This is a genomic window from Paenibacillus oralis (genome assembly GCF_003863965.1).
In the GTDB taxonomy this organism is placed as follows: Bacteria; Bacillota; Bacilli; order Paenibacillales; family Paenibacillaceae; genus Fontibacillus; species Fontibacillus oralis.
Genome location: NZ_RRCN01000001.1, coordinates 325,503 through 341,867 on the forward strand (window position 1 = coordinate 325,503; position 16,365 = coordinate 341,867).

Genomic DNA, 16,365 nt, shown 5'->3' on the forward strand with positions numbered 1-16,365 from the left:
ACGGCCACGCCTCCCTCCGGCACGCCCTCTTCGCCGCTTTCTTCGCTTTCGCTTAAGAAGAAGGCAGCCGCCCGGTTAACGCCTTCAGCCCCAATGCCAAAGCGCCGCAAAGCCCCGTTTGCTGCCCAAGGCCGGGAGGCACGATATACTCCTCCATGCGCTCCAAAATCTCGCCGGCGTTTACGTACCCGTTCAGGTTCCGGCGCACCGCCTCCCGGATCAACGGGAACAGCTGGGGCTGCTGCATAACCCCGCCTCCCAGGATGACCTTTTCCGGCGAGGTCAGAAGCACCGCCCCCGTAATCGACTGGGCAAGATAAAACGCCTCGATCTCCCAAGCGGGATGATCCGCCGGCAGCTCATGCCCTTTGGCTTTCCAGCGGGCTTCAATCGCCGGTCCCGACGCCATGCCTTCCAGGCAATCGCCGTGATACGGGCAACGGCCCGCAAAATCATCGTCCGGGTGCCGCCTTACCGGCACATGGCCGCCCTCCGGGTGAACCAGTCCATGCACCAGCCGGCCTTCCAAATAAACGCCGATCCCGACGCCGGTTCCCACCGTATAATACAGGCAGCTGTTTAGGCCTTGCGCGGCCCCCCATACCGCTTCCCCCAGCGCCGCCGCGTTCACGTCGGTATCCCAGCCCAGAGGAACCGGGAATTCGCGGTGCAGCGTGCCAAGAAAATCGAACCGGCTCCAGCCGGGTTTAGGCGTTGTGGTTACATAGCCGTAAGTTGGGCTATCTTGTCGAAGGTCAATGGGGCCAAATGATCCGACCCCGATCGCCTCCACCTGTTTGTCCTTTAAATAAGCAATCGCTTTGCCGAGCGTGATTTCCGGGCTTTCCGTGGGAAAGCTGATGTTATCCTCAATCACGCCATGCTCATCGCCGATGCCGCAGACAAATTTCGTCCCGCCGGCCTCAATCGCTCCTATGCGCATGTTGATGATCTCCTTTTCGATACAGTCCAGAGCGGTCCCGCGTCTTGTATGTTTCATCGGCCGCATTCAGCCGGCCGCATTCATCGGCCGCTGGGCCGATCCTAACGGACACCAGCACCGTTATTTCGCCAAAAACAACAGTTTGCATTGCGTAACGGACACCACGGACTTTATTTGGCATTACAGCGTGCGTTTCCGGTCATTTTCGGGCAAATAAGAGCGCTACGGTCCGTTAGAGCTTGAAACGCCGTCTTTTCGAGCAAATAAGGTCGCTCAGGTCCGTTAGCCGCCCAGGCCGGCGCACCCACCGTTGCCTCCGGTCACAACGTCCCAGACATCGTTGCCTCCGCCTAAATTACGGCGCCAGCTCATAAATCGACAGCGACTTCAGCACCAAGTCCGTTTCCGCCGCCAGAGATAGGCCGGTGGCCTTCGGCCCAGGAAAGATCAGGTCGGTAATGACGGCCTCCCCTTCGTTAGCAAACACTTCAACGGAGGAGCGGTCCACGAAAATACGCAGCTCGACCCTACCCTCTGCAGAGTGCAGCTTGGCCGCGTGTACGCCGCGGAATTGCTCGTGAAACTCGTGCTGTCCGGACTTCGTGCGGTCCACATAAACCTCTCCGGAAGCCGCGTTCACGCCGACAACCGTCTCCTGGTCGGCCCCCGTTCTGACCTTGAAGGCAAAGGACGCACCGGGTGCGGCTTCCGCAATCAGCTCACAGCTTTCCAGCCGCAAGGAACGCAGCGCCGCTTCAACTTCCTTAGCGGTGACATCCGCCAGAGTCAGCACCGGCCGGCGAACATGCGCCAGTTCCCGCACCGGCCTCTGCACCAGGACGACGGCGCCGTTCCTGGATTCAAGGGCAAGTTCCCGCGGCACCGTCATCGCCCCGCGAAACACTTCCGTCGGCGTAAGCTTCGCATACTTCCAGTTGCTCATCCAGCCGATCACTAGCCGTCTCCCGTCCTCTGCCGGGATATCGGACCAACTGACTCCCGCGTAGTTGTCCCGGCCGTGGTCCACCCAGCGGACCTTCCGCGATTCTTCGTCGGGCGTAAACGTCACGCCGTCGAAATCCCCGGTAAAAAACTGCGTTCTCGACCCTTCCGCATAAGCGGGATGATCGCCTACGCTGACCAGCATCACCCATTTTTGCCGAGCGGCGTCACCATCGACCGCCAGCGGGAACAAATCAGGGCATTCCCAAACCGCCTCATGGAAACCGATTCCGCTGCCGAATTCGCTGCCGAACGTCCAAGTTTTTAAATCGGGAGAATGATACAGGCATACCGTCTGTCCGCAGGCGACGATCATAATCCAGCGCCGGGTGGCTTCATGCCAGAACACCTTGGGATCGCGGAAATCAACGAAGTGATCGTGTCTCAGCACCGGATTTCCCGCGTATTTTGTCCAGGTTCTGCCTTTGTCCTTGCTGTAGGCGAGGCTTTGTGTCTGCACGGGAGGTTTGCCTTCCGTTTCGAGGTGATGGGTGAAAATCGCGACCAGTCCCGGCTCCTCCCCGAAAAAACCGGTCGTATTATGCCAATCCACCACCGCGCTTCCCGAAAAAATCGTGCCGTTCTCGTCGGGGAAGAGCGCGATGTCAAGCTCCTCCCAGCGAACCAGGTCGGCGCTTACGGCATGGCCCCAATGCATCGGCCCATGGGTCGTTCCGTGAGGATAATATTGATAGAATAGATGGTATTCTCCGGCAAAATAAACCATTCCGTTCGGATCGTTCATCCAATTCTTCTCCGGCGAGAAATGATACCTGCCTCTGTAGTTCTGCTTAGCGCTTGTCGTCATTCCAGCGTCTCTCCTTTTTGTTTCCGTAATAAAATCGTCTATCTCTATGGCTACCCGCCGTTTTCTATTCCCCGGGTTTACTGCTTCATGGCCCGGTCATAACCGTCCTGCTTGATTTTCAGCCATTCCTGCAGCCCGAGCCGGTCGAGCTCCTGCAAATAGCCGCTCCACTCTTGATCGATTTTGCCGTTTTGGTACCACTCGGTGCGCTTTCTCAGCACATAGGCGAACAGATCGGTTTCGATCGTCGTCAGCCGTTCCAGCTCATCAATCGAATGGAAGACGTTCGGCATCGCCTGCTCCGCCTTCATGTGGGGAGCCATAACCTCCTTGACGATCTGCATTCTTTCCTTGGCGTCGTCCGGCACAGTGGTGTATTTGCCGAAGTAGCTGTCCAGAATCGCCAGTGGCCCCCCGACGCTCGTCTTCTCCCGCAGTTCGACCGGAGCGGTTCCGTTCAGCGGCAAGTGCTTCAGGCTGTTGCTCGCTTCGTCGTATTCAAAGATGTTTTGCTGCGTTTCGTCCCCGTAAGTGCCCCAGTTGTTCTGCACGGATTGAATCGGGTCGTACATCTGGTCCACCCATTTGGCCGTCGCTTCCAGGTTTTTGTTGGTGCTCGTAACGACCATCCGGCCGCGGTGGAAGCCGAGCGCGTTCGTTTGGGCCACATTGATTTCACCGTTCGGCCCGGCTACCGGCGGCATGACCTCGTAGCTGTCATTAGCGCCCGTAATGTTGCTCTTGTCCCAGGTGAAATAGAGGCCGTATCTGTGGTCCTTGCCTTTGGCGAGATACGTGCTCCAATCCTGCGTGTACGCTTCGACATCGATGAGTCCTTCCTTGTATAACTCGTTGATATATTTGACGGCGTTTTTATAGCCTTCTTCGGCAGGCGCAAACACGACTTTACCGTCGTTCGTAACTACCGCGTGATCGGGATTTTCCCCTAAGCCAAACGCAGCGAACAGGAACACCAAATCCTCGGCCCCTGGCTTGTTGATAAAAGACAGCGGAATTTCGTCGGCCTGCCCGTTTCCGTTCGGATCCTGGGTTTTGAAGGCGATCAGCACCTGCTTCAATTCCTCCGTCGTTTTCGGCATCTCAAGACCGAGCTTATTCAGCCATTCCACATTGATCCACGGAACGGCGTCGACGGATTGAATCCGCTCCTTCCCCTTGCCAAGCTCTTCGATCCACGGAAAAGCGTAGATGTTGCCGTCCGGCGCAGTGATCATCGCCTTGTATTCCGGCGCTTCTTCCAGCACTTTTTTTAAATTCGGCATATACTGCTCGATCAGGTCGTTTAGCGGTATGATCGCGCCGTCCTTGGCTAGCTTGAGCAGCTCGTAATCGCCGTAGCCGGCGTCGAAGATGGCGTCGGGCAAATCGCCGCTGGCCATGGCGAGATTTCTTTTTTCCACGAACACATCCTTGGTGAAATTCTTCCAATTAATATGGATGTTCGTTTTTTCCTCCAGCCGTTTGAAAATCAGCTTGTCGTTGGGGTCCGCGGGGGCCAGCGGCGAGCTTTGCGTCATCACGTTCAGCGTGACTTTCCCGCTCGGGTCCTGTTCATTGCCGGCCGAATTTTTGCTTCCTCCGTTACCGCAGGCGGACAGCAAAAGCGCGGAAGCAAGTATGGAGACGGATACGGCTTTGCAGGTGCGGGCGAATTTCAACTTTTGGCTTTTTTCCATTGTCTTTTGACCTCCCAGGTTTGTGCTTTAGGCAAAGCATTTATGTGCAGCCGGCGTTATTTCAGGGAGCCGACCATAACACCTTTCTCGAAGTATTTCTGGAAAAACGGATACATCACGACGAGCGGCAGGCTCGAAATCACGATCGCCGCATATTTGATCATCTCGGACAACCGCTTCATTTCCGCCATGGCCAGCTGGTCGGCGATCATGCCGGGATCGACCTGGTTCTGGATCAGGATCGACCGGAGCACGAGCTGCAGCGGATGCAGGTTCGGATTGTCGAGGTAGATCATCGCGTCGAAATAGGCGTTCCACTGGCCGACGAAGGCGTACAGCGCCAGCACGAAAACGATCGGCTTGGACAGAGGCAGCACGATGCGGAAGAAAATCATCGCTTCGGAAGCGCCGTCAACGTTGGCGGCCTCCCTCAGCTCGTTCGGCACGCCTTTGAAAAACGTCCGCGACAAGATGATGTTCCATACGTTGACCGCTCCGGGAATAATGACCGCCCAGATCGTATCGATCATGCCGAGCTCTTTGACCAGCAGGTAAGTCGGCACCAGCCCGCCGCCGAAAAACATCGTGATCAAAAACAAGGTCATAAAGATGCGGCGGCCGACAAGCCGGTGATCCGACAGGGCGTAGCCCGCGAAGACCGACACCGTCACAGTGATCAGGGCAAAAGAAGTCGAGTACAGCACGGCGTTGCCGAACCCCCGGACCATCGCCGGATTGGTCAGGATTTTCTTGTAACCGTCCAGGGTCCAGTCCGCAATGTTGAAGGACAGGCCCCGGCTGAGCAATACGGAGGGGTCCATAAATGAGGCCACGATGACATAAATCAGCGGCACGACCACGATCAAGACGGCGAACGCTAGCCCGATGACGTTTAAACCCAGCAGAAAGCGGTCGAATTTCGAATGTTTGATGGGCATGGCAGTTTGCTCCTTTCAATACAATTGCGAGTTTAGCCCCCCCATTTAATAGAGGCCTTCGCCCTCGTTTAGCTTCTTAACCACAAAGTTCACGGTCACAAGCAGAATGACGTTGATGACGGAATTGAATAGTCCGACGGCGGCGGAGTAGGCGTAATCCCCGGACTGCAAACCGATCTTGTACACGTAAGTCGGAATGATCTCCGAGGTTGGCAGGTTCATGGCCGTTTGCATCAGGTAAGCCTTCTCGAATCCGATCGACATGATTCCGCCCGCGGCGAGAATGAACACGATCGCCATAATCGGACGAATGGTCGGCAGATCGATGTGGCGAATCCGCTGCAGCAGGTTGGCGCCGTCCAGGTTGGCCGCATGGTGCAGCTCCGGGTCCACGTTGGCCAGCGCGGCCACATAAATGATCGATGACCAGCCCGCTCCCGTCCAAATATCCGACAAAATATAAATCCACCGGAAATATTCGGGGCGCGACATGAACATAATCGGCTCATCCGTAAACCGGATGAACAACTGGTTGACTGGACCCGTCGGCGACAGGAAGATGAACAGCATCCCAACGACGACCACGACGGAAATGAAATTGGGGGCGTACAGAAACAACTGGATGTTCTTTTTTACGCCGGCCCGGCGGACCTGATTGAGCATCAGCGCCAGCAAGATCGGCACGGGAAAGCTGAGCACAAGCCCAAGCAAGCTTAATTTAAGCGTATTCATAAAAATCACTTCAAAGTTGGGCGAGGACAGAAACTTGTCGAAATTTTTGAGCCCGACCCAATCGCTGCCGAGGATGCCTTTGATCGGACTGAAATCTTTAAACGCAATCACCGCTCCGTACATCGGCCCGTATTTGAAGATCAAGGTGAGGATCAGGGCCGGCGCAAGCAGTAAATAGAGAAATCCATATTTCCGCAAATATTCGAAAGGACTTTGTCCGCGGGATCTCCCGAGTGCCGATTTTCCTTGACCTGCCTTTATTGTGCTTTGCAATTTTGTTACCTCCGTTCTCCCGGTAAGTTTACATTTTCTTGTGAAGTAAGGGCTTTCAGCAAAAACACTTATTCACTGTCTGCACCCCGTTGCATTTACAATTTAACAAACAAGATTCTCTGAGTCAATATATTTTGTAAAATTATTTTTGTGCATTTGTTAAAACAAGCCTCGATATTTGCACAAAAACGCTTTGTTCACTGGCCAAAAAACACTAGAATAAGCAACTTTGACAAAAATAGCAGCAGAAAAGCAGCGTTTTCCCTGTAGTACACAAGACAAAAACCAAACAGCAAGTCGCGATGAAAATTGACAAATGTAAACGTAATAAATGTAAAGTCTTACTGTGCATTTGTAAAATAAATGTTGCTATTTTTCTCGATCTATTATACATTGGTAATAGGAAATCTTTGCAAATACCCGCTTTTTATGCATCGTGACCCGAGGATACTATAGAGGTGAAATGATGGCGAAGGAAAAAGTAACGATTCAGGATATCGCCGACGCTTTGGGCATCTCCCGCAACACGGCGTCCAAAGCGCTGAACGGAAGCGAAAGCATCCCGGCGGAAACGCGCAATAAAGTAATCAGAAAAGCCATTGAGTTAAAATACAAGCAGTTTGCCTTTATGGACAGCGACGGCCTTTTGTCCAAAAGTTCGGGCAACATCGCCTTGCTGACGGAGAACTTGCCGAACACATCCCATTTCGGTTCAACCCTGATCAGCGGCCTGGAAAAAAGAATCAGCGCCGAAGGCTACAACCTGTCCATCCATATCGTCAGGGACATCGAGCAAAAATCGCTGTCGCTGCCGAACAACTTCGACGCGGCCAATGTGGACGGCATCATCTGCATCGAGCTGTTTGACCTGGAATACAGCAAGCTCATCACCGGGCTCGGCATCCCGACCATCTTTATCGACTGCTCGGCTTACGTTTGCTACCCGGATTTTCGTGCCGATGTGCTGCTGATGGAGAACGAACACAGCACCTATCAGCTTACCAGGAAATTAATTGATGGCGGTTACAAAAGCTTCGGCTTTATCGGCGATTACAACCATTGCCGGAGCTTTAACGAAAGATGGGCCGGGTTTAACCGCGCGCTGACCGAGGCCGGCATCGCCCTTGACCTGTCTCAGTGCATCGTCGATGACGATCGGCTGTTCTTCTCCAAACCGGAATGGATGGACGAGCGGGTGGCCGGGATTCGGGAGCTCCCTTCTGTTTTTGTCTGTGCAAACGACTACATTGCCGTGAGCGTGATGAAGGCGCTGAAGAGCCGGAACCTGTCGATTCCTCAGGATATCGTCATCTGCGGCTTCGACAACGGGCCCGAGTCCGTGATCGTCGAGCCGCATTTGACAACGGTCCATATCTTCAGCAACGAAATGGGCGTCAAAGCCGCCGAAATGCTGCTTTCGCGCATTAAAGATCCGAATCAACCCTACCAAGTGTCCCATATCCACACCAAACCGGTCATCCGGGAATCCACGCCGAACATCGGCTAAGTCCGGGCGGGAGAAAATACCTGACGGCATCCTTTAACGGAGACAGAACGCGGTTAGCGCCGCCCCCACCGAAGATAGCGGTAATTTTTACCGCTATTTTTGATATTCTCCCTTTCGCTGGAGGAATAGCGGAACTTTATGTACTTATTTTGTTGCCGGCCATGGAAAAAGCGCACATCTGCCACCATCCGTCGAGCATAGCGGTAAAAAACTCCTTTATTGAGGCCCAAATCCCCCTCACGCCCGAAATAGAGCCCTTTTTTACCGCTATTTCCGCTACCGGCCTGCGTAAACATGAACGCCAACAACCACCTCCACTCTCTCTGAAAGAGATGGAAGGTGGTTGTTGGCGTTGACGGCCGCGAAAGCCGGGAGTCGCCGCCGTCTTAAGCGGCCGCGGCGGATTTCACCCGCCGGCGCCGGCTCAGCCGGGCCGCGAGACCGTGCGATGGCGAAAACAGAAACGCCAGTACAAACAGCAGCCCGGCCACGGCGACCATGCAGCCGGCGATCGAAGCGTCCAGCCATTGGGCGGCGTAATATCCGCCGGCGGCGCTGGCCGCGCCGATCAGCACGCTGAGGAGCAGCATCACGCTAAGCCGGTCGGTCAGCAAATAAGCCGCCGAGGCCGGGACGATCAGCATGCCGACGACCAGGATCGCCCCGACGCTTTCGAACGAAGCGACCGTGGACAAGGAGACAAGTCCCATCAGCAGATAATGGAACAGCGCCACCGGAATGCCCACGGCGGCGGCAAGCGCCGGGTCGAACGCGCACAGCTTGAACTGCTTGTAGAACAGCAGGATCGCCGCCAGCACGACGAGCAGCGTGCCGCCCAGCATCCACACGGCGGCCGGGCCCATGTCATAGCCGTTCCAAACCCAGGTATCCCATTGCACGTAGGCGATTTCGCCAAACAGCACGCAGTCGAGATCGAGGTCGATATGGGCGGCGTTGCGGCTGATGAGAATGACGCCCACAGCGAACAGAGCCGTAAACACGATGCCGATCGAGGCGTCCGACTGCAGCCCGCTGTGCTGAAGCGCTTGAATCAGGAAAACGGTAATCAGGCCAAGCACGGCCGCTCCGATCAGCATCAGCAGCGAATCCCGTGAGCTGCTTACCAGAAACGCGATCGCGATCCCCGGCAACACGGAGTGGCTGATCGCGTCGCCCACCATCGCCATTTTGCGCAAAATCAGAAAACATCCCAGCATGCCGCAGGCAGCGGCGACCAGCGTGCCGGTCACGATAATCCATACATCGGCCATGTTACTCCGCCCCCCTTTCCACGGTGCCTGCGTTTTGGCGGATGACCGCCCCTTCGACGTGCTGCCGTACTTCGCTGCGGTTGCGCCAGTGCCGGACCCATTTTGCCAGCAGTCCGCGGTTTGGCGCGAATAGCGCCGAGACCAAAAACAGCGAGGTGGCGGCCAGCACCGTCACCGGCCCGGTCGGCAGATTGGACAGCGTCGAACTGATCAGTGTGCCCGTAACGCCGGACAGCGCTCCAAACAATCCGGCCAGCAGCACCATGAGGCCCAGGGCGTCCGTCCAATACCTGGCGGCCACCGCCGGCGTGATCAGCAGCGCCGCCACGAGCACGACGCCAACCGCCTGGATGCCGATGACGACGGCCACCACGGTCATGAACAGCAGCACCTGTTCTAGGAAAGCCACGTTCATCCCCATCCCCCGGGCGAATCCCGGGTCAAAGCTGACCAGCTTGAATTCCTTGAACAACAAGGTGCAGATGAGGATCAGCAGCAGCGACACCGCCCCCATCATATACACGTCGGACAGCATCATCGAGGCCGCCTGGCCAAACATATATTTGTCCAGCCCGCTTTGATTGCCGTTGCCGCTGTGCTGGATCTTCGTCAGCATGATGATGCCGATCCCGAAAAAGACCGACAACACGATGCCAAGCGCCGCGTCCTGCTTGATGCGCGAATAGCGGGTGATGGCCGAAATGCCGAATGTCGCCAGCATCCCGGAAAGAATCGCTCCAATGATGAACAGGCCCACCGATTTGACGCCGCTCAGCATGAAGGCGATGCAGATGCCGGGCAGCGCGGCATGCGCCAGCGCGTCCCCCAGCAGGCTTTGTTTGCGCAGAAAAGCAAACGATCCGATCACGCCGCTCCCGAGCCCGAGCAGCAGCGAACCGGCCAAAATCCACTGCATGTTCGGATCCGTGATCCAAGAGATCAGGTTAGCCAGCATGTTCGTCACACCGTCCCCGCCGGTACGGCCGCGAAATCCTGCAGCATGGCGATCCGTCCGCCGTACGTTTTTTGTAAATTTTCCGGGGTAAACGTCTCCGCGGTCGGACCGGCGGAGATCAGTTCGCCGTTCAGCAGCAGCACGTGGTCGAAATATTCCCTAACCGTGGCCAGATCATGGTGGACGACGAGCACGGTCTTACCCTGTTCTTTTAATTCATGCAAAAGGCTGATAATCGCTTTTTCGGTCGTGGCGTCCACCCCGGCAAACGGCTCATCCATAAAATAGAGCTGCGCGTTTTGCGCCAGCGCCCGGGCCAGGAACACCCGCTGCTGCTGCCCGCCGGACAGCTGGCTGATTTGCCGGCTCGCATAATCGGCCATGCCCACCTTCGCCAGGCACTCCATGGCGATCTGCCGCTCTTTCGCGCCGGGCCGGCGAAACCAGCCCAAATGACCGTAGCGGCCCATCATCACCACATCGAGCGCGTTCGTCGGAAAATCCCAATCCACCGATTCCCGTTGGGGCACGTATCCCACGATTTTTCGCTGCTCCCGGTATGGTTTGCCGTAAATACGGACTTCCCCCTCCACTTTCGGGATGAGCCCAAGCACCGCTTTGAGCAGGGTCGACTTGCCCGCTCCGTTTGGGCCCAGCACGCCGATCAGCTTTCCTGCGGGAATCTGAAACGACACCGATCTTAACACCGGTTTCTTTTGATAAGCAATCGTCAGTTGATCAACTTCAAGCGGAACCATCTTCATTTTATCGCCTCATTTCTCCGGGCAGCACTGCCGCCCCTCATTTATTTCAACGCTTCCACGATGGTGTTTACGTTGTGGCGGACCATCTTGATGTATGTATCCGCCTCGCTGCCCGGTTCGCCCAGCGAATCGGAGTACAATTCACCGCCGATCTTCACCGTATGCCCTTTTTCCTTGGCGCCGGCGATCACGGCTTCCATCGATTTCGTCGGTATGCTCGATTCCACAAACACCGCTTTAATTTGGTTCTCCACCAAAAAATCCCGCAGCTTGCTGACATCCCTCGAACCGTATTCCGCCGCCGTACTGATGCCCTGCAGCCCCATCACCTTAATCCCGTAAGCGTCCCCGAAATACCCGAACGCGTCATGCGCCGTCACCAGGACCCGGTCCTGTTCGGGGATTTCCGCAATCTGCCGCTTAACCTCGGCATCCAGTTCCGTAAGCTCGCCTATGTAGGCCTCCGCATTTTGCCGGTACTCCTCGGCGTGCTTTGGATCGTACTCCATCAGCGTGTCGCGGATCGTTTCGGTCGCGGTCACCCAATGCTTGACGTTGAACCAGATGTGCGGATCGTATTGCGAGCCCCCCGCATCCTCGCCCGATCTAAGCAGCGCAGGGTCGATATTTTGGGAAACGGCGACCGTCCGCTTCTTCTGCTCCAGCTTCTCGAAAATTTCCGTCATTTTTCCTTCCAGGTGCAGTCCACCGTAAAAAATAATCTCCGCCTCATCCAGCTTCTTCACGTCGCCTTGCGACGCTTTGTACAAATGGGGATCGACGCCCGGGCCCATCAGCCCGGCGGCGTCCACTTCCTTCCCGCCAACCTCTTGAACGATGTCGGTAATCATACCGATCGTCGACACGACCTGAATAGGGGTCCCGTCATCGTGCCGATGCGTCAGATCGGCTTGCCCCTCCACCTTCGAGCATGCCGCCAGAATGATTAAAGCCAGCATGCCCAGCGTCACCTTGGCCCGCTGAAACGGGCTCTTTTTGATCTTCCATTCGTCCTTTTCGCTCATTTTCCCAAGTTCATCTCCTCATTTTGGAATAGTTTCCCCAGTGAACACTTGTTTTCCTAATGCTCGTTTTTTAGTTGAATATAAAAATGTTTCCCTAATGCAAATTTTAAACGCAGAGCATACAAAAAAGCAAGAGGATTTTTCCACAAGCATTTCAGTTTTAAGTGAACCGGAATGGTGGTTCAAAAATTACTTGTATCGAAGTTGTAACTTTTATTTTTTCCCTCTATTCAATTGTCCGTAGACGATTCAAAATATATAAAAGGTTTAATTGTATGGAGCAAGGGAGACTTAAAAGGATTATGAGACAAAAGCAAATATTGATCATCGAGGACGAAGATGCTATCCGTGACATTCTGTCCTATTCCTTGGGAAAGGAAGGATTCGTTATTCATGAAGCATCAACGGGTACGGAAGGGCTTGAAATGTTGAGCCGGCTCACCCCCGATCTGGTACTGCTGGATTTGATGCTGCCCGACATGAGCGGGTTTGACATATGCAGGCAGATGTCAGCCGCTACTAAAACACCGGTCATCATGATTACGGCCAAATCGGATATGTTGGACAAGGTGCTCGGCATGGAGCTGGGAGCAGACGATTACATCACCAAGCCGTTTGATATTCGGGAGGTCGTGGCGCGCATCCGGGCGATATTCCGCCGAATTGATCTGATCAGCGAGACGCTGGAAAATCAATCGTTTGAGGTTATTCGTCTCGGCAAGCACATCGAGATCCGCAAAGATGAGCGGGAGGTCTGGAAGGACGGGCAGCGCGCGGGGCTGACGAACAAAGAGTACGATTTGCTGCTCTTTCTTGCCATCAACAACCGCAAGGTGTTTACGCGGTCCGAATTGCTGGACAAGGTATGGGGATACGACTTTGCCGGCGACACCCGCACAGTGGACATTCATGTGCAGCGTATCCGCAAAAAACTGGAAAACGGCGAGCAGGGAGCTTCCATGATCGAGACGGTGTTTGGCGTTGGATACAAGATGGATACCCAGGTGCGGACATGAAGTGGACGATCCAGTTCAAAATGGTCGTCCTTTTCTCGGTCATCGTATTTATCGGCTTCTCTTCCCTGCTCATCCTTTCAAACAAGGTGGGTGAAGAGAACATGTATCGGGAAGTACATGAAGACATGATTCAGGTCAAAAAAAATCTGGACATCGCGCTCAATCAATATTTCCTGATTCAAAACAAACGATTAAACGAAAAGTCGCTGGAGGCAGTCAATCGGGACCTTGCGGAGCAGATCGGCGCTGCAGCGGGCGGTAAGGTTACGCTCTATCGCCCGGACGCTTCTTCGTATAATGCCTCGTCCAGCCCTGCCTTTGGTGCCGCCAAACGGCCGGATGTACAGGCTGCCCTCAAATCGAAGATCGCTTATTCCACATGGATGCAAGAGGATGAAGTCATCGCCAGCCTGTCCTTTCCCATCATGTCTGGCCGGCAAGTCATCGGCATCATTCAATTGGAGAAAAATTATACCGGGCTGTTCAAGCGGCATCAGCGTTTTCAAAATACGATCAAAGGCTTGGCGGCGATCATTTTTGTATTTGTATTTATCGCCTCCGTCTTCATTTCCCGGCAAATCACCAGGCCGATTCGCGTGCTCACGAAACGCGCGGTGCAAGTGGCGCAGGGCAATCTGAACGCGGACGTCAACATCTCCACGAAAGACGAGATTGGTGAACTGGCTTCCAGCTTCAATATTATGATCAACCGTGTGCGGGAACAGATCGACGTGATTGAACGTGAGCGGGATGAAGTGAAGCAGGTGCAAGCGCGCAGCAAATTATTTTTTGACAATGTGACCCATGAATTGAAAACACCGTTGACCACCATTCTCGGATATGCCCAAATATTGCGGGATAATGGATTTACGGACAAAGCGTTTTTCGACAAGGGCTTGAACTACATTATTAATGAGAGTCAGCGCCTGAACGTGATGGTTGCGGACATTCTGGAATTTTCCGTATCGTCCGCCGCGATGCAGGCTTATCGGTTCGAACGGATCGATGTGTCGAAGGTCGTTCGGGAGGCCTGCGAGGACATGGCGATCAAGGCGGGCAAATATAATATCGGCATCCATTATGAACTGGAGGAGAACCTCCATATCCAGGGCGATCGGCACAAGCTCAAGGAAGCGTTCCTAAATGTGCTCGATAACTCGGTCAAGTATGGATATGTCAATTCGATTATCGAAGTCCGGTCGTTCCGGTCGGGCCATTTGGCTTCTGTGGTGATCAGCGATCAGGGAGAAGGGATCGGTGAAGAGGCGTTGAAACATGTGCTTGAGCCGTTTTACCGGGAGAGCGGTGCGAACAGAAAAGAGAAAGGAAGCGCAGGCCTCGGCTTGTCCATCGTAAAAAATACAATAGAACAGCATGGAGGAACCGTTCAAATGAAAAGTGCAGTGAACCAGGGCACACAGGTACACATCCATCTTCCGGGAGAATGGCCGGCATGAAGAACCGGGATTTCTGGAAAAAATATCGCGATATGTTCCTGGTAACCGTTTTGCTGGCCGTTTTTGTCGGCGGCATATTCGGGGTCGGCAGTATGTTCGAGATAGGCGGTTCCAAATTGAGGACGGTCATTCTCCCCGGAGAACAGTTCAACAGCAGTCTCGTCTCTCCGCCAAACAGTACGGTCCAGATTGAAGCCGCGATCAAACGGCCTAATGATTTTGCCATCTACGATTTTGAAGTCGCCGATCAAAACACCCTGATCCTGAGCCGGCCGGAAAACTCTTATACCGGTATCAAAATCTCAATGCTTAAACTGGATGACAATCATGTTAAGGATCTTGCGACGAATACCGAGTACGGCGTAGCCTTAAGCCCCGATCAGGAGAAGATGATCTTCTCCGAATATCGCTCTGCGCAGGCACAGAGAACAACCTATGAGTACGACATAAAATCCGGACAGCGGCGGAAACTGGCCAATGACAACTTCTATTTTCGGCGGTATTTCGGCAATGACACATATATCGGGTATGATATCCTCGTTTTCAGAATGATCGATTTAAGTACTGGCAAGAAGCGTTTACTGTACAGCGATGAAGAAATCAAGAATCTGGTAGCCAAGGAGAACCATATCCCGAATCCGGATGAGGTGTGGATTCTCCCCGATTCCATGGAGTTCAGCAGGGATTTGCAGTATTTTTATGCTCTTGTCGGCGGGGATAACAAGTTCATGGTATACCGTTTTTCCGTGAACGATCGGAACAATGTAGTTGCATATACCCCTGCCGACGAAATCCAGCAATTTAGAGTGCTTAAGAACGGCGATTTACTGGTTCAAGGTATTGTGAACAAGGTGCAGGGACTATTTATATACCGAAACGCCTCGAAGCGGTTCGACCTGCTGATGAAAAGCAACATCTGGAGCTTCGACCTGAATGAAGATGAGTCCCGGATTGCTTATTTCACGGTGCTCGAAAACCAAAAAAACGAACTGCACATGGCCTATCTTGAAGGCGGCAAGTTATTGTCGGACACGGTCGTGTACCGTAATATCGATAATTTTGTCAATCTCAAATGGAACGGCGACAATCTCTTTGTTGTGAGCAGCTCCATGGAAAAAAGCGAGATTTACCGCTTCACGTTCCGCGCCTGGTAACCAGGCGCCACGGGCTCATTTTACAACTTGGATACAATCGTGAGCAAGACGGATACATCTGCCAATTATAATGATTTCCGACAAGTACTGAACCTAGGAGAAAAGGAGCTATTTACATGCTGCGTGTTGAACATGTATCGCATTCATTCCGCAATGCTCAGGGCGCGGTTCCTGTCCTGCAAGACATCAACATCTCGGTAAGCAAAGGCCGGATGGTGGCGCTGCTGGGCAGCTCCGGCTCAGGCAAATCCACGCTGCTGAATCTAATGGCCGGACTGATGAAGCCTGATGCGGGAGAAATATGGATTGCAGATCAGGATATTGTGCAGCTAAGCGAAAATAAGCTGGCCGAATTCCGGCGGACTCACATCGGGTTTATTTTTCAGGCGTATGAGCTGCTGGGAAATTTAACGATTCGGGAAAATGTGGAACTGCCGCTCGTTTTTATGGGCGTACGTCCGTCTCTCCGCAAGACTAAAGCAATGCAACTGCTGGAACAGGTAGGACTTGCCCCCAAAGCGGAATTGTTCCCGTCTCAGCTATCCGGCGGTCAACAGCAGCGGGTCAGTATTGCGCGTTCCTTGATTACCGAACCGTCCGTCATTTTTGCCGACGAACCAACGGGGAATCTGGATACGCAGACCGAGGAGGAGATCATCTCGATTTTGCAGGAGCTGAATCAGGAGCTGAGCACCACGTTCGTCATTGTCACCCATGAGGCGGAAGTAGCTGAGCAAATGCAAGATATCATTACTCTCCATAATGGTTCTCTTGTACAAGGCGAGTTGTCCGGAAGCGACAGAATTGAACAGTAAAGGAGAAA

15 protein-coding genes are annotated in these 16,365 nt (G+C 53.9%); 5 read left to right on the forward strand and 10 right to left on the reverse strand.

All coding sequences use genetic code 11. The features are described 5' to 3' along the window. Positions 1 to 52: 52 nt before the first annotated feature. From EHV15_RS01500 to EHV15_RS01520, 5 genes are all read right to left on the reverse strand, one after another. Positions 53 to 943 (reverse strand): ROK family protein, encoded by an 891-nt coding sequence (locus tag EHV15_RS01500; RefSeq protein WP_128629722.1) that lies wholly within the window; start codon positions 941 to 943, stop codon positions 53 to 55. Between the two features lie 355 nt (positions 944 to 1,298). Beyond that, positions 1,299 to 2,753 (reverse strand): glycoside hydrolase family 32 protein, encoded by a 1,455-nt coding sequence (locus tag EHV15_RS01505; RefSeq protein WP_128629723.1) that lies wholly within the window; start codon positions 2,751 to 2,753, stop codon positions 1,299 to 1,301. A gap of 77 nt (positions 2,754 to 2,830) precedes the next feature. Beyond that, entirely contained in the window at positions 2,831 to 4,450 is a 1,620-nt protein-coding gene (locus EHV15_RS01510; RefSeq protein WP_128629724.1) for an ABC transporter substrate-binding protein, read from the reverse strand. A gap of 56 nt (positions 4,451 to 4,506) precedes the next feature. Further along, on the reverse strand, positions 4,507 to 5,388 hold the full coding sequence (locus EHV15_RS01515) for a carbohydrate ABC transporter permease (protein WP_128629725.1): 882 nt from the start codon (positions 5,386 to 5,388) through the stop codon (positions 4,507 to 4,509). Between the two features lie 45 nt (positions 5,389 to 5,433). Further along, positions 5,434 to 6,393, reverse strand: coding sequence for an ABC transporter permease (locus EHV15_RS01520; protein ID WP_128629726.1), 960 nt, complete (start codon positions 6,391 to 6,393; stop codon positions 5,434 to 5,436). A gap of 466 nt (positions 6,394 to 6,859) precedes the next feature. Here EHV15_RS01520 and EHV15_RS01525 point away from each other — a divergent pair, with 466 nt between their 5' ends. Beyond that, positions 6,860 to 7,900 (forward strand): LacI family DNA-binding transcriptional regulator, encoded by a 1,041-nt coding sequence (locus EHV15_RS01525; protein ID WP_128635121.1) that lies wholly within the window; start codon positions 6,860 to 6,862, stop codon positions 7,898 to 7,900. Positions 7,901 to 7,953: 53 nt separating this feature from the next. Here EHV15_RS01525 and EHV15_RS01530 read toward each other — a convergent pair whose 3' ends face one another. From EHV15_RS01530 to EHV15_RS01550, 5 genes are all read right to left on the reverse strand, one after another. Further along, positions 7,954 to 8,205: a hypothetical protein gene (locus EHV15_RS01530; protein ID WP_128629727.1), complete on the reverse strand. Its 252-nt coding sequence runs from the start codon at positions 8,203 to 8,205 to the stop codon at positions 7,954 to 7,956. A gap of 81 nt (positions 8,206 to 8,286) precedes the next feature. Next, positions 8,287 to 9,171 (reverse strand): metal ABC transporter permease, encoded by an 885-nt coding sequence (locus EHV15_RS01535; RefSeq protein ID WP_128629728.1) that lies wholly within the window; start codon positions 9,169 to 9,171, stop codon positions 8,287 to 8,289. A 1-nt stretch (position 9,172) separates the two neighbouring features. Further along, the gene (locus tag EHV15_RS01540; RefSeq protein WP_128635122.1) at positions 9,173 to 10,126 is read right to left on the reverse strand and encodes a metal ABC transporter permease; all 954 of its coding nucleotides are present in this window, start codon (positions 10,124 to 10,126) and stop codon (positions 9,173 to 9,175) included. A gap of 5 nt (positions 10,127 to 10,131) precedes the next feature. Beyond that, positions 10,132 to 10,890 (reverse strand): metal ABC transporter ATP-binding protein, encoded by a 759-nt coding sequence (locus EHV15_RS01545; RefSeq protein WP_128629729.1) that lies wholly within the window; start codon positions 10,888 to 10,890, stop codon positions 10,132 to 10,134. A 41-nt stretch (positions 10,891 to 10,931) separates the two neighbouring features. Further along, positions 10,932 to 11,915, reverse strand: a complete 984-nt coding sequence (locus EHV15_RS01550) for a metal ABC transporter solute-binding protein, Zn/Mn family (RefSeq protein ID WP_128629730.1) — start codon at positions 11,913 to 11,915, stop codon at positions 10,932 to 10,934. Between the two features lie 302 nt (positions 11,916 to 12,217). On the opposite strand from EHV15_RS01550, the gene EHV15_RS01555 reads away from it, so the two are divergent. The 4 genes from EHV15_RS01555 to EHV15_RS01570 all read left to right on the forward strand — a co-directional run bounded on the left by EHV15_RS01555 (position 12,218) and on the right by EHV15_RS01570 (position 16,357). Further along, complete coding sequence (locus EHV15_RS01555) at positions 12,218 to 12,931, forward strand: response regulator transcription factor (protein WP_128629731.1); 714 nt, start codon at positions 12,218 to 12,220, stop codon at positions 12,929 to 12,931. Further along, positions 12,928 to 14,388: a sensor histidine kinase gene (locus EHV15_RS01560; RefSeq protein ID WP_128629732.1), complete on the forward strand. Its 1,461-nt coding sequence runs from the start codon at positions 12,928 to 12,930 to the stop codon at positions 14,386 to 14,388. The genes EHV15_RS01555 and EHV15_RS01560 overlap by 4 nt, the downstream gene beginning before the upstream one ends. Continuing rightward, positions 14,385 to 15,542 (forward strand): hypothetical protein, encoded by a 1,158-nt coding sequence (locus EHV15_RS01565; protein WP_128629733.1) that lies wholly within the window; start codon positions 14,385 to 14,387, stop codon positions 15,540 to 15,542. The genes EHV15_RS01560 and EHV15_RS01565 overlap by 4 nt, the downstream gene beginning before the upstream one ends. Before the next feature lie 116 nt (positions 15,543 to 15,658). Continuing rightward, positions 15,659 to 16,357: an ABC transporter ATP-binding protein gene (locus EHV15_RS01570; protein ID WP_128629734.1), complete on the forward strand. Its 699-nt coding sequence runs from the start codon at positions 15,659 to 15,661 to the stop codon at positions 16,355 to 16,357. The last annotated feature ends 8 nt before the right edge of the window (positions 16,358 to 16,365 follow it).